Source organism: Paraglaciecola chathamensis S18K6 (genome assembly GCA_000314955.1).
GTDB classification, from domain to species: domain Bacteria; phylum Pseudomonadota; class Gammaproteobacteria; order Enterobacterales; family Alteromonadaceae; genus Paraglaciecola; species Paraglaciecola chathamensis.
In genome coordinates this window covers 21,302-34,096 of sequence record BAEM01000021.1, presented here as the reverse complement: position 1 = coordinate 34,096, position 12,795 = coordinate 21,302, and the positions used below count along the sequence as shown (strand labels likewise).

The following is a 12,795-nucleotide window of genomic DNA, read 5'->3' as shown; positions in this document are numbered from 1 at the left end:
CCCTAATGATCAAAACCGCAAGTTCGGTAAATGACGTAACCTATCGACACGTGCCCTAACGATTCATTTTCGGCTAAGTAAATTGTGTCTACTGAGTAATGTTTATTGTGAATTGTTTACAATATTGCATCATACTTACTACAAAATATGATCTCAACCAAATATTTGAAATTCGTTTTTAAGCCGAACCAATACATCAGGCTAAATATTTTTTATTTTATCTATCTCTATGTTCTTGATAACAATTTGGAGTATCAAACATACTTTTTATTGTGATGGGCATGAGTGAGAAAGGCTATTTTGGGGTTTTAAATGTGGGTCACTGAGGTTTGCTACACACAAAATTACGTGAGTTTTTAACGGAATTTATCTTGTTACTTCGTCGTGATAAGGCTAAGCACCTCAAAAATAAATTACATGAGCAGGGCCTTAGAGGCGCTATTCAATGAATTTATCAATTAAAAGGTAGACACTTATTACGCCTACCATAGAGATAGCTTCTTGAAGCGATACCATGTTGATTAAAGTATCTGATTACACCTGCTTGCCTGACTTATTCAATGGATAATACTTGGGTAAAAGTGAGCCCATCTCAGAGACAGTTACGTTATCAAATTGGGCGATGTATTTTTGAAACTCCTCAGGATACATGTAACGCGCAAACGCTATTAGATTTAAATAGCGGTCAGTCATATGCGGATGAGTTGATAAAATTTTAGATATCCGACCAAAAAACGAAAAATGTAATTGGTTGGCTTGTTCCAACAACCCTTTAATTTGAACATCCTTTGCAATATCGTTACCTACTAACAGTTTATCAAATGCAACAATTGCACTTTGCAGATCACTGCACAAGGCCATTCCTATCTGGTCACCTGAGTATTGTGTTGCTCGTTCGTACGGGAGAATTAGTAGATTAAATATTTTAATTTTTTCAATGCTTTTTATAATTATCGAAAGTAACTGAAATCGTGCGTGTTTCGCCTTTAGGGAGCCAATAAATCTCCCTAGTATCCAAACCAACTGCTCTCTACATTCGCTAGTGGGCATAGAATGTACAACTTCTGAGTTAAGAAGTATGAATTTCGTTTGAAAGAACTTATACAAAAACGCATTAACATTGCCGTTTTCCGTTATGTAGATATCTACATTTTTCTTATATTCAAGTCTTGCTTTTACTTCGACAAGAATTTCATGAATCTCAGGGAAATTGTGTGGTGAAACTAATACTGAACTACCGATCAGAGATGCTTTAGATATTTGCAAAACAAACCATACTGTAAAAATAATTACAGACAGGCCAATCAGTACGAGACCGAATGTTGCAAATATAAGGGAAACTGCAGAAATTGTTATTGGAAAGGCTATTAATAATGCAATTAGAAATCGTGACTTTTCTGTGGGGTGTAGAAGCTTTTTTAACTCATGTTTTGATATAACATTATTTATACTAGGAGAGTCATTTTTGGACCTAGTATCTGCTTCAAATGAAGCTGAGCAGGTTTTGCATTTAACAGTTCCTAACTTACCAAAGGGCAATTTGTGCGCTTGACCACAGCAACTACATTCGATGATCTTTCCATGTTTCATAATATGCTCCCTAAAATAGTCATTTGTATCCGTTCAACATTTTAGAATTTATATATTTCGTACTATAGTTTTAGTCTATTATTTTTCTATAAGTAAGGGTTAACTAATCAAATATTTAGTGTGTTTCAGATTTACGAGTCCCGTTAAGTAAATAAGAAACCCGTCGGTTTAGGAAACATGCGTACAATTGCTGATTCAGAGCGTCGTAACGGTGCGAAAGCTATATTTGTTATGCAACACGAAGCAAACATATGCGGTAGTAACTAGTCTTTCAACTCAATCACTGCGCTGACTTCCACTGACATATTACCAGGCAAGCCACTCATACCCACCGCTGCACGAGCCGCTTTACCGTCATCACCAAAAGCAGTAACGAATAAATCAGAAAAACCGTTGATGACCTTCGAGTGATCTGTAAAGGCCGGCACCGCTGCCACCATACCGTTGATTTGCAATACTTGTTTCACCTTAGATAAGTCGCCGACTGCTGATTTTATAGTGGATAATGCGCATAAAGCCACACGCTGGGCAGCCTCGTAACCCTGTTCAACATTGAGGGTATCACCGAGTTTACCTAATACACTTTTGCCTTCGCAGGCTCCATGCGCTGACAAATATAAGGTGGTTCCTGAGCGTCGCCAAGTCACATAATTAGCAATCGGTTTTACAGGTTCAGGAAGTGTAAAACCGGCGGCCTTGATCCGCTCTTCAGGTGTGTCATTTGCAAGTGCGCCACCAGAGATCGCAAGATTGATGGATAACATACCGGCTAATAAAAATTTGTTCATGGAATTCCTTATTTTTTTATAGTGAAAGTCAGTTTACGCGAGATTTTTCAGCGCAAGCACTAATTGACTCATATCATTGGCGCAAGTAAACACCTGCGGTGTTATCCGAATACAGCAGCCGCTATCTAAGCCCACCCGAACAACAGTGAATACACCAAATTCGTATTCTAAACGTTTCTGTAATGCTTGGGCATCTTGCAGGCTTGTTTTACCTTTTAAACGAAATGCACCCATACCTGATGCGGATTCATCGTCTAAAGCGCCTAAGACTTCGATATGCGGCATCTTTCTAGCTTCATTTACCCATAAGGAACGCAAGTGGCGTAGGCGAGCTTCTTTATTTTTGCCCCCTAAGCGCTGGTGGAAGTCAATTGCAGCCGGGATGGTTAGTATTGAGGCGAAATTAACGGTGGCCGTATGCACCCTAGCACTGGCTTTTGTATTGTCAGGATCGCTTTCTCCAGGGTAGGGGGATATTTTGCTAAGGCTGCCGTTTTTCATGTACAGCGCCCCCACACCCACTGGGCTGCCTATCCACTTGTGCAGATTAAACCCAGCCCAATCTACGTTTAAGTCATTGATGTTAAAGTCCAATAACCCCCATGATTGAGCGCAATCACAAATAACATCGATGCCGCGCAATTTCGCGATGGCCGATATTTTTGCCACAGGCAGAACCAAACCGTGTTGATTACTCACATGAGTCAACAGCATCAATTTTAAATTGGGGTGCTTATCAAAGGCTTCTATGTAGGTATCGAGTATTTGTTTTTGATCTGCTTGGGCTGGCAATACCACTTCCACCGCCTCAATATTGCGTGATGTTGCTAACCACTGCATTGTGTCTTTAAAGCTTGGGTAGTCAATGTCGGTATACAAAACCGCGTCATTTGGGCCCAAAGCATTATATTGGCGAATTAGGTTATGAATGGACTCTGTTGCATTGCGGGTCAGTACCAGCTCTTCATTCTTTGCACCAAGTGCCTCTGCGACTTTATTTGAGCTGATGATCTGATCATCTGCGTAATGTTTACGGGCGTAATAGGATAATTCGGTATTGACCTTACGGGTATTGGCAACAAAGTCTTCTTGCACGGGGCGTGACATTTTACCCCAGTATCCGTGCTCAAGATTAACGATACCTTGGGCTGTGTCATAAAATGGTGCAACCCGTGCCCAAAATGACTCGTTTATCGCAAGTGATTGTGGGGAAACATCTTCGGAAATTGAAGGAAAGTCTACTGGACTCATAGATGATTTTGCCTGAACGATACTGGGTGCTGCTATTGAGTAAATCGCGCCTGCTGTCAGCGATTTAAGCATCGTTCTGCGATCGATATTATTTGAGTCTTCGCTCATTACTACGCCTATTTTAACCAGATATAAATGATGTGCTTCTATCGATTTGTATTCGAAAGGCACAGTCTTTTGGCGCTGATGTAGCACAACTTGAGCCAATGCGCGTTGGCTGGGCATAATCTCGAAGATTTAACTGGTAGCTGGGAATAACACTAAAAAAGCTTAGGGAGTTTTTAGAGAAGAGCCATCACACTATGAGTTGATAAGATGGGGCAGTGGCCAAACGCAGGTACAGAGTCAGATATAAGTGCAAAATAAAAATGCCCAGCGAGCAAGTGCGAAGACTGGGCATATTTATTCGATTTCCGCTATGGCGCTAGGCTGGGCTGCTCTCTTGATCTTGCTCCTGCTCTTTCGTTGTTGCGTCAGCCAAATTTATGACAGCTTGAATACGCGTGCGATGCTCGCTTCTATTGATACCACTGAGTAGGGCTTTAACTGCCGCAGTCATAATGTTGCTATCTTTTGCTACGCCAAAGCGTGTGCTCGTGTCATCAGTTCTTAGTTCTAAATAACACACTGCCGTCACCCCAGAGCCCTCACCGATAGCGTGTTCGTGATAGTCGACAATCTCAAGTGGGGTTTGAATAAATTGACTAACGGCATGTGATGCAGCGTCAATTGGGCCATTACCCACACCGCTAATATTGACCTCAGTGTTGTTAATGCTCAGTTGAATATCAATTTGTTGCTGGTTGTCTTCTACCGATTTTATTTGGTATTGCTTAAATTCAATCCAATCGGGTTGAATCAAATAAGTCGACTCAAATAACGACACAATACCTGAAGCGCTCATTTCCTTGCCGCTGGTATCATTGTGTTGTTGAACGATTTTACTGAATTCAATTTGAAGTTTTCGCGGTAACTGTAAACCGCCTTCGCGCTCAAGTAAGAAGCTCACGCCACCTTTACCAGATTGACTGTTTACCCTGACAACTGCGTCATAGCTACGGCCTAAATCGGCCGGATCAATCGGTAAGTAAGGAACTTGCCATAGCCCATCTGATTTTTGTACCGCCAAGCCTTTTTTAATCGCATCTTGGTGGGAGCCCGAAAACGCGGTAAATACCAATTCCCCTGCGTAGGGGTGACGAGGGTGCACAGGCAACTGATTACATTCTTCGACTAAGTTACGAATTCTGTCGATATTCGAAAAGTCGAGCTCAGGGGCTACCCCTTGGGTGTATAAGTTGATTGCAAGTGTGACTAAATCAACATTACCGGTACGTTCACCATTACCAAATAAACATCCTTCCACTCGGTCGGCTCCGGCCATCACGGCAAGCTCTGCTGCGGCCACCGCTGTGCCACGGTCATTGTGGGGATGCACACTCAATACAATGTGTTCTCGGCGGTTAAGGTGACGGTGCATCCATTCAATTTGATCAGCGTAGGTATTTGGCGTATTCATTTCGACGGTGGCAGGTAAATTAATGATGATTTTGTTATCAGAGCTCGGTTTCCATACCTCTACCACTGCATCACACACCTCTTTGGCGAAGTCTATTTCTGTGCTTGAGAATACTTCAGGCGAGTACTGATAGGTCCAGTTTACTTCTGGTGCTTGGGCCGTTAACTCTTTTACCCAGGCAGTGCCTTGGGTGGCAATGTGTTTTACACCTGCTTTATCGGTTTTATACACAATATCGCGAAAGGCAGGGGCGACTGGGTTGTACATGTGCAATATGGCTTGCTTCGCGCCGCGTAAACTGTCCACTGTTCTCTCGATTAAATCGAAGCGGGCTTGCACCAACACTTCAATGGTCACATCGTCCGGAATATGATTTTCTTCAATCAACAAGCGCACAAAGTTGAAATCAATATCTGACGCTGAGGGAAACCCCACTTCAATTTGCTTAAAGCCAATAGCTACCAATTCTTTGAAAAAGCGTAGCTTTGTTTCAATCGACATTGGGTCGATCAATGCTTGGTTGCCATCACGAAGATCAGTGCTCATCCAAATAGGCGCTTGGGTTATATGATTATTCGGCCATTGGCGATCCGGCAAGCTAACCCCTTCAAAGCGTTGATATTTAGTATGTGGTTGACTGATCATTTTGGAACTCCGGCTAACAAGATAAACAAGGTATATAAGCCTAACCCAGAGTGAGGCGCAGATAATTGCTAAAATAGGTGTATTATATTTTCTTTGCGCAATAATATTGCTCAATAACTGATTTTATTAAACTTTAGCGCGTTAAAGGAATGTAACTGTGGAACTTGATAAATACGATCGACATATTCTTGAAATAATTCAGCAGCGGGGAAGGGTATCGAACCAGGAGTTGGCCGATGCGATTAATTTATCACCTTCCCCCTGTTTACGTCGGGTACGGCAATTAGAAGAAAGTGGCTTGATTGATGGGTACGTGGCGTTGGTAAACGCGCGTAAATTGGGTTTAAACTTGCTGTCTTTTATTCAGATTATCATGGATAAACACACCCCAGAACGCTTCGCTACGTTTGAACAAAGTGTTATGGAATTTAGCGAGGTACTGGAATGTCATTTGATCACCGGCCAAGCCGCAGATTATGTGCTTAAGGTCATTGTTAAAGACATGGATGATTTTCAGCAATTCTTGCTGGATAAACTCACTCGTATTGACGGGGTCAGCGGTGTGCACTCTTCGTTTGTGCTTAAATCGCCGGTGAAGAAAACCTCATTGCCGGTGTAAATTCTCTCACAATGGTAGGTTAACAATATGCGCTAATACACCCAGCCATTGACGCAATTGGTTGGCATGCCTAGCTCGTGAATTTCTGCGTAAATATCGTCAATGTAATCGGGATCAGCACCGTGTTCTTTGGCTTTATCGAGCCAATACGCAGCATGTTTCATATCCTGATGACACGCATAATAGGTACCAAGCCATGTGCCAGCCCGGTGGTATCCCATTTGGGCTGATTGCTCAAATGCATTTAATGCTCTTGCCTTTTCATCTATTTTTAAGGATTTACCCAAGGCGTAATAGGCCTCAGGTTGATTAAATTCATCGATAGCGAATTGCCACATTGTTTGCGCTGTAGCACTGTCTTTACGAATAGACTGAGACAAGCTAAGTAATGAATACCGGTAGCTACCGTGATCTAATGCCGACGCTAAGTCGCGGATCTCTTGGTAGGGCAAAGTTTGGTAGTCATTGATTTTTCTTTTGAACGCTTGGCGTATGTCGTGTTCGCTGCGAGTCACTTTAGGTAAGCCAAATAGCAGTTGATTTTGCTGTAAAAAGGCCAAGTTTTGCGTGTTCGACTCAGTTAAGTAATTAAACCAGTGGCTTAATGCCGTAGCATCACAGCCACCATGATCCGCGAGTACTTGATTAACCATTTGCGTGGCGAGTGTCTGGGTTTCTGCAACTCCTTCCATCCAGTCAACAAATTCGCTGAAGCCGTAATCCATGTTTTTACGCAACAGGTAATCAACTTCTGGCAAAAATTTCGGGTCCTGTGTTATTTGAGTTTCACAACGCGTATGCATTTCATCGAAGGCTACGTTAACTAACTCAATTTGCCCTACAACTTGCGCGTATTCCATCGCCAGCGTTTCCATCTTTGATGGCGATTTCGCATGCACATTCAGGGCGAAAATGAATAAAAATAAACTGGCAAAACTAAAGCGGAACATCAAAAAAACCTCTGCATTAAACTGGCTGAGACTGAGTGGATTTATATCGCCACCGGCGGTGGTTAATTGGCTTTTGCCGGGTCATCATCAAAAAGAAGTTTTGACCCCAAAAAGACCAACACACTGCCCGAAACGCCTTCCATCCAGCGCATGGCTGTGCTGCTAGCGAAAAAGCGTTTCGCCGAGCTCACCGCGCCAGCAAGACCGCATTGCCAGATCATGGCAATCACAAAATGAATGGCTGCCATGCTCATCGCTTGTGCGAAAGGGGAATATTGTGGGTCAATAAATTGCGGTAAAAACGCGAGGTAAAACACCGCCGTTTTCGGGTTTAACACGTTAGATAAAAAGCCCTCTTTTAACGAGCGAGTCAGGTTTGACATTTTTAGACCGGTTGCATTAATAGCAACGCTGGCATCACCTTTAGAAGCGGCTTTTAAAGCGCTAACCCCCAACCAGATTAAATAACCTGCGCCAACCCATTTTACCGCCATAAAGAGCTCTGCCGATTGCAGTAAAATAGCGGATATTCCCACAGCTGAAAACGTCGCGTGCACAAATAAACCAAGACAAATCCCTAAACTGGTGACGACACCATCACGCCCACCAGAGCGGCTAGCATTTTTGATCACCAGCACGGTATCAATACCCGGTGTAAGGGTTAACAAGGTAATTGCCAATAAAAAGGCTTCAAAATTTAAAATGTGCATCTACTTAACTCGAATATTGCTAATGATAGCGGGATCAAAACCTAGAAATAGTCTTATACCACAGCACGCGGGGTAATCGAATCTCTCACGAATACACCGGCCTTTAAGTTAGAATGGATTTAATCTGTTCCCAAGGGATAAAAGCGTTTCTATTCGCCAATCAACGGACTCTGGAACGAGCACTTAAACGATCGCTTAATAAAGGCATTGTTAGGCAAGGGCGGCCAGCTAGATAGACGCTAAATTTGGCGACAATGTCTAGGTAAGTTTATGTAAGAAACTTAGCTTTATGACAAACGCCTTAATTTACTGTGGCAAATATTTTTCACATAGCATTTAATAGGAAGCATTAAAGTCGCGTTAGGCTTGTCTTTTGCTTTTTGCGGCGCAGTGCCTTTTTGAGTGAGTGATTTTATGAAATATTCAATGAAATCATAAGGTAATCGCTGTGACTGACGAAACTGAAAATCAATTCGAGACGTTGTATATACGGAATTGTCGATAATAAGTGATATATGCAAAAGGTAATTTATGAATGTATTTAAACTGATCTCATTTTCACTAGTGTCTGCTTTAATGGGGTGCTCAACTCTCCCAAGGGTTTCTACAAAGGGTGTGAAAACGCTCGGTTGAGATTGTTTGTTTTTTCGCGGGCCGAATACATTTTTTTAAAGCTAGTGTGCTTTGATTTTTCCGTTGTTTTCCCATTTTTTGTGCGATTATGGCTCAAATCCGCATAGACCATACTCGCCAGCAGGGTGAGCCTCACTGAAGGTGACGACATAACTAACCTACCTGATGAAAGTGAGATATTAATAAAGTGTCGTTTAGCCTTGAAAATTGACCATTATAATCAGGGGTATCTCTATAAATCTCTTAAAAAATGCCTAACGTTACAATTTGTAAGCTCGTTATCTATTCAGTCCGATATTTGCTCTGCTCTTGGGCAAACTAGGCATATGATAAACTCCAGTGAAGTGTAAAGCCCTTCATCCAAGACGCTGTTGGATAGCACAGCCTAAAATGAAAAATTCACTATCTCTTGTGCATTTATTTGCAAAAAATCGATAAATGTTCTGACCTCTACTAGCACTCCTTTGCGCGAAGGTATAATGATGGAAAGGGCGGCAGAACGGCTGTGCCACTGAGGTAACACCCTTACTAATTGACCATCGTCGACTTCTTTTTTGCAAACATATCCAGGTAACGAAACAACTCCCAGTCCATCAATACAAGCTGTTTTTAAAGCACTCATGTCGTCTGAACTGAATATAGGCGAATGGGGGACTTCGGCCTTTTCGCCATCGTACCTTGTTAAGCTCCAAGCCCATGAGTCGTTCTTCCAGCCAAAACCAAGGGCTTTAATACCTTGAAGGTCGTTAGGAGCTAAAATTGGCATAGTCTGTGTCAGAAAAGCGGGACTAGCAAACAAGCACCATTCGACTTGAGCAAGATGCTTTTGTATTAATGATGAATCAGGGAGATTCTTTTCATGACCTCTAATGACCATGTCCAATCCTTTAGAAATGATATCAACATAGTCATTGGATACTTGTTGTCTTATTTCTACATCTGGGTATTGTTTTAGAAAGGCGCTTATTAGGCTAGGCATTAAATAATTAGAAACCCCAAAAGAGCAGCTGATATTGACTTTACCAGATAAGGTGCCCCGGCGTTTTTTCACAATATTTTCAGCTAGCTCTACTTCGTTAACGACTTTTTTTGCATGCCGATAAAATTCCCAGCCAGCTTCAGTGACCACAAAGTGCCTTGTGGTTCTTTGGATTAACCTCATATCCAGTCGTTCTTCCAGCTTTTTTATGTGCCTGCTTATTTTGGACTTTGGTGAGTTAATCATTTCCGCAGCATGGGTAAAACCTTTGTTTTCCACCACTTTCACAAAGTAGTAATAGTCATTCATATCCATTAGATTATTTACCTTGCTGTCTTTATTGTTTCAATAATAGAACAATTAATTCTATTTTTGACTATTTTCTTAAGCTAATTAGCGTCCTATGGTTGTGGCATGGCTTAGATAGAGGAGCGATTAAATGAGCTTAGTACGCGCAGAAAGCAATGCACAAAAACCTAAAATTAGTATGAGTCCGGTAACCGCTGGGGCTCCCTTTAGTGTTGCAGACGGGTTTGACGCCCTGTCTTTTCGACACAAGAGTTTTGCTAGTGGTTTTGATCCTTTAATAATGGTGGATCATTACGTAATGACAGCACCCACTTTTGGAGCCCACCCGCATGCAGGATTGTCCGCCGTGTCTATTTTGTTTGAAGATAGCGTAGGGAAATTTCACAACACAGATTCAATAGGGAATGATTTTGATTTAGAGCCCGGTGACCTTTATTGGCTAAAAGCAGCTTCTGGGGCTGTTCATGATGAACGCCCGCGCTCAGGGGCGAAAATTCATGGGTTGCAAATGTTCGTCAATATTCCTAATTATGACAAAAACGCTATGCCCAATACCCTTCATGTTAAAGCCAGTGATATGCCAATCATTGAACGGGATGGAAGCAGAGTAAGACTTGTCCTTGGTGATTATCTAGATGAGACCAGCGCGCAGTCGCCCTCTATACCGATGAATATCTTAGATGGCAGGCTAAACACCGCTAGTGAGTTTAGGTTTCAGTTGCAAGCCGGATTCAATGCTTGGGTCTACGCTGTTTCAGGTGAGATTAACTTGCATGCGGGGGAGTCCCAAATGACGCTACAAAAGGGGGAGTCGTTAGCAATAGAAAATACAGATAGCGACAGTGATTTGAATTTAACGAATCAATCTTCACACGCTGCGCATTTTGTTATTGTCTCAGCCGAGCCATTGAATGAAAGCTTTGTGCAGCAGGGGCCACTTGTTGCCTCCGATAATGAAACAATGAATGCGGTTATCGCTAAAGAACAAGCGGGGTTGTTCGGCAGCATAAACTAGCGAAAACGGTGTGTTTCTTATGTTAAGAGGGAGAAGAGCCATGTCAAAGGACAATATTGCAAACAGCCGTCAATCCTTGCTTAGGACAACAATAATGGCGTTCACAATGTCTGGGGTTTTATCGTTATATTGGACATGTACGAATATTGGAGTTCCAGATGTGAATGCATTGCTTGAATTATTTTGGGCATGGTTGCGAGCTTGGGGGGAAAGTATCGTGATAGCGTTGCCGACCAGTCTTCTTCTCGGGCCTTGGATCAATCATTATGTTGCTAACCCAAAAGCAATATTCAATAAAACAAACTTATAAGCATTTTTAGGATACGGGGAAGAAACTCCCCGTATCTATTGATTATAAGTCTGCCGTAAAGACAGATTGAACGATGTGCATTAAAAACCATACGCAGAGTAAATTTCAACTTCACATACTTGGCTATAGTGCTTTTATCTTAATTACTAAGGGAGAAGGCATAATGCAACAAAACACAAGTAAGTATTTAATCATTGGTGCTACGGGTAAAACGGGTGCTCGTGTATACAACAAGTTAGCGGGACAAGGTTTAAATGTTAAAGGAGCGAGTCGCCACGGCGAAGTTTACTTTGACTGGAGGTCTCCTGAGACATGGGGGGCATCACTTGTAGATATTGATGCAGTTTACTTAACCTATTATCCAGACCTTGCAATACCTGAGGCTCCTGGGGATATAGCAAAATTTTGTGCTTTGGCAAAAATCAAAGGCGTAAAGCACATCACACTGCTATCTGGACGTGGAGAACCTGCTGCTAAAGTTTGTGAGGAGTTAGTGCAAACATCTGGGTTAAGTTGGACAGTAGTAAGAGCGAGTTGGTTTAATCAAAATTTTAGTGAGGGCATGTTCCGTGACTTTATTGATGCGGGCACTATCGCATTGCCCGTAGGTGCAGTTACTGAACCATTTATTGATGTTGCTGATATCTGCGATGTGGTTGTTGCTTCTTTACTAAATAGCAAACATAACGGAAAGTTATATGAGGTTACGGGACCTGAGCTACTTAGTTTTAAGCAATTAGCAGATATATTCACACAAGTGCTCCATCGTTCGGTCAATTTTAGGCAAATTTCGCAAAATGAGTTTGTAAGCCAAATGCAAAGTGACGGTGTTGACTCACAAACGATAGAGATGCTGACTTATTTATTTACCGAAGTTCTTGACGGAAGAAATGAGTACATTGTCGATGGAGTAGAGCAGGCATTAGGCAGGCCAGCAAAGCGATTCACAGAATTTGTTGTAGATAATTTGCAGGCCTTTAGCGGTGGCTCACAATGAGTGAGATAACCGTATTAGCGATAGTTGAAGCAATGCTCCAACTATCGATGATTATCATGGTGGGGCTTTATTTTACTTTCAGCAATACCGTTATGCACGTTTTATCGCAGAGCTGCCACGGGGCAACTACTATGATAAAACTTAATAGTCAGATCCTTAACCCACTTTTTCTAACGTGCTTTAGTCTATCGGGCCTTGCTGGACTTTATTTCTGTATCTTCCACTCAGGCTTTCAATCTTTAGCCGGTTTTGTTTTTTTTATTGGAACAACGTTAGTAACAGTATTTTTCAATATTCCCCTGAACGAAGCGTTGAAAGATGCGCGGCCTGAAGAACTTTCTAGGTTCTGGCAAACCTATCTCGATAAGTGGGTATTTTGGAATCATTTTAGAACGGGGTGTGCAGTTTTGTCAGGCTTGTTGTTATCAATTTAATAGTTGTGTGTTGTGAGGATACTTTTAGTCCAATGAGTGGGGAAGA

At 42.1% G+C, this 12,795-nt stretch carries 12 protein-coding genes; 5 read left to right on the top strand and 7 right to left on the bottom strand.

What is annotated here, in order from left to right:
- Positions 1 to 534: 534 nt before the first annotated feature.
- The 4 genes from GCHA_RS06055 to leuA form a co-directional block, all read right to left on the bottom strand.
- The gene (locus GCHA_RS06055) at positions 535 to 1,590 is read right to left on the bottom strand and encodes a M48 family metallopeptidase (RefSeq protein ID WP_007986185.1); all 1,056 of its coding nucleotides are present in this window, start codon (positions 1,588 to 1,590) and stop codon (positions 535 to 537) included.
- A 263-nt stretch (positions 1,591 to 1,853) separates the two neighbouring features.
- Entirely contained in the window at positions 1,854 to 2,378 is a 525-nt protein-coding gene (locus GCHA_RS06050; protein WP_007986184.1) for a RidA family protein, read from the bottom strand.
- 33 nt (positions 2,379 to 2,411) lie between these two features.
- Positions 2,412 to 3,854 carry an aminotransferase class V-fold PLP-dependent enzyme gene (locus tag GCHA_RS06045; RefSeq protein WP_007986183.1) on the bottom strand — a complete coding sequence of 481 codons (1,443 nt, stop codon included), beginning with the start codon at positions 3,852 to 3,854 and terminating at the stop codon, positions 2,412 to 2,414.
- A 199-nt stretch (positions 3,855 to 4,053) separates the two neighbouring features.
- Complete coding sequence (gene leuA / locus GCHA_RS06040; protein ID WP_007986181.1) at positions 4,054 to 5,793, bottom strand: 2-isopropylmalate synthase; 1,740 nt, start codon at positions 5,791 to 5,793, stop codon at positions 4,054 to 4,056.
- Between the two features lie 157 nt (positions 5,794 to 5,950).
- Between leuA and GCHA_RS06035 the strand changes: the two genes are divergently transcribed.
- Entirely contained in the window at positions 5,951 to 6,412 is a 462-nt protein-coding gene (locus GCHA_RS06035) for an Lrp/AsnC family transcriptional regulator (RefSeq protein WP_007986179.1), read from the top strand.
- A gap of 32 nt (positions 6,413 to 6,444) precedes the next feature.
- On the opposite strand, the gene GCHA_RS06030 is transcribed toward GCHA_RS06035, so the two are convergent.
- The 3 genes from GCHA_RS06030 to GCHA_RS06020 form a co-directional block, all read right to left on the bottom strand.
- Positions 6,445 to 7,362, bottom strand: a complete 918-nt coding sequence (locus GCHA_RS06030) for an SEL1-like repeat protein (protein WP_007986178.1) — start codon at positions 7,360 to 7,362, stop codon at positions 6,445 to 6,447.
- Between the two features lie 62 nt (positions 7,363 to 7,424).
- Positions 7,425 to 8,072 (bottom strand): LysE family translocator, encoded by a 648-nt coding sequence (locus GCHA_RS06025; RefSeq protein ID WP_007986175.1) that lies wholly within the window; start codon positions 8,070 to 8,072, stop codon positions 7,425 to 7,427.
- A gap of 1,018 nt (positions 8,073 to 9,090) precedes the next feature.
- Positions 9,091 to 9,999, bottom strand: a complete 909-nt coding sequence (locus GCHA_RS06020) for a LysR substrate-binding domain-containing protein (RefSeq protein ID WP_007986169.1) — start codon at positions 9,997 to 9,999, stop codon at positions 9,091 to 9,093.
- A gap of 124 nt (positions 10,000 to 10,123) precedes the next feature.
- Between GCHA_RS06020 and GCHA_RS06015 the strand changes: the two genes are divergently transcribed.
- From GCHA_RS06015 to GCHA_RS06000, 4 genes are all read left to right on the top strand, one after another.
- Positions 10,124 to 11,008 carry a pirin family protein gene (locus tag GCHA_RS06015; protein WP_007986167.1) on the top strand — a complete coding sequence of 295 codons (885 nt, stop codon included), beginning with the start codon at positions 10,124 to 10,126 and terminating at the stop codon, positions 11,006 to 11,008.
- A 40-nt stretch (positions 11,009 to 11,048) separates the two neighbouring features.
- Positions 11,049 to 11,318 carry a DUF2798 domain-containing protein gene (locus tag GCHA_RS06010; protein WP_013753336.1) on the top strand — a complete coding sequence of 90 codons (270 nt, stop codon included), beginning with the start codon at positions 11,049 to 11,051 and terminating at the stop codon, positions 11,316 to 11,318.
- Positions 11,319 to 11,391: 73 nt separating this feature from the next.
- Positions 11,392 to 12,315, top strand: coding sequence for an NmrA family NAD(P)-binding protein (locus GCHA_RS06005; RefSeq protein ID WP_318248944.1), 924 nt, complete (start codon positions 11,392 to 11,394; stop codon positions 12,313 to 12,315).
- Positions 12,312 to 12,749 carry an anthrone oxygenase family protein gene (locus tag GCHA_RS06000; RefSeq protein WP_007986161.1) on the top strand — a complete coding sequence of 146 codons (438 nt, stop codon included), beginning with the start codon at positions 12,312 to 12,314 and terminating at the stop codon, positions 12,747 to 12,749. The genes GCHA_RS06005 and GCHA_RS06000 overlap by 4 nt, the downstream gene beginning before the upstream one ends.
- Positions 12,750 to 12,795: the final 46 nt, after the last annotated feature.

Excerpts from the sequence above, each read along its gene's own strand:
- GCHA_RS06015 (WP_007986167.1), top strand. The coding sequence starts at position 10,124 with ATGAGCTTAGTACGCGCAGAAAGCAATGCACAAAAACCTAAAATTAGT.
- GCHA_RS06030 (WP_007986178.1), bottom strand. The coding sequence starts at position 7,362 with ATGTTCCGCTTTAGTTTTGCCAGTTTATTTTTATTCATTTTCGCCCTG.
- GCHA_RS06000 (WP_007986161.1), top strand. The coding sequence starts at position 12,312 with ATGAGTGAGATAACCGTATTAGCGATAGTTGAAGCAATGCTCCAACTA.
- GCHA_RS06045 (WP_007986183.1), bottom strand. The coding sequence starts at position 3,854 with ATGCCCAGCCAACGCGCATTGGCTCAAGTTGTGCTACATCAGCGCCAA.
- GCHA_RS06020 (WP_007986169.1), bottom strand. The coding sequence starts at position 9,999 with ATGGATATGAATGACTATTACTACTTTGTGAAAGTGGTGGAAAACAAA.
- leuA (WP_007986181.1), bottom strand. The coding sequence starts at position 5,793 with ATGATCAGTCAACCACATACTAAATATCAACGCTTTGAAGGGGTTAGC.
- GCHA_RS06055 (WP_007986185.1), bottom strand. The coding sequence starts at position 1,590 with ATGAAACATGGAAAGATCATCGAATGTAGTTGCTGTGGTCAAGCGCAC.
- GCHA_RS06005 (WP_318248944.1), top strand. The coding sequence starts at position 11,392 with ATGTGCATTAAAAACCATACGCAGAGTAAATTTCAACTTCACATACTT.
- GCHA_RS06025 (WP_007986175.1), bottom strand. The coding sequence starts at position 8,072 with ATGCACATTTTAAATTTTGAAGCCTTTTTATTGGCAATTACCTTGTTA.
- GCHA_RS06050 (WP_007986184.1), bottom strand. The coding sequence starts at position 2,378 with ATGAACAAATTTTTATTAGCCGGTATGTTATCCATCAATCTTGCGATC.
- GCHA_RS06010 (WP_013753336.1), top strand. The coding sequence starts at position 11,049 with ATGTCAAAGGACAATATTGCAAACAGCCGTCAATCCTTGCTTAGGACA.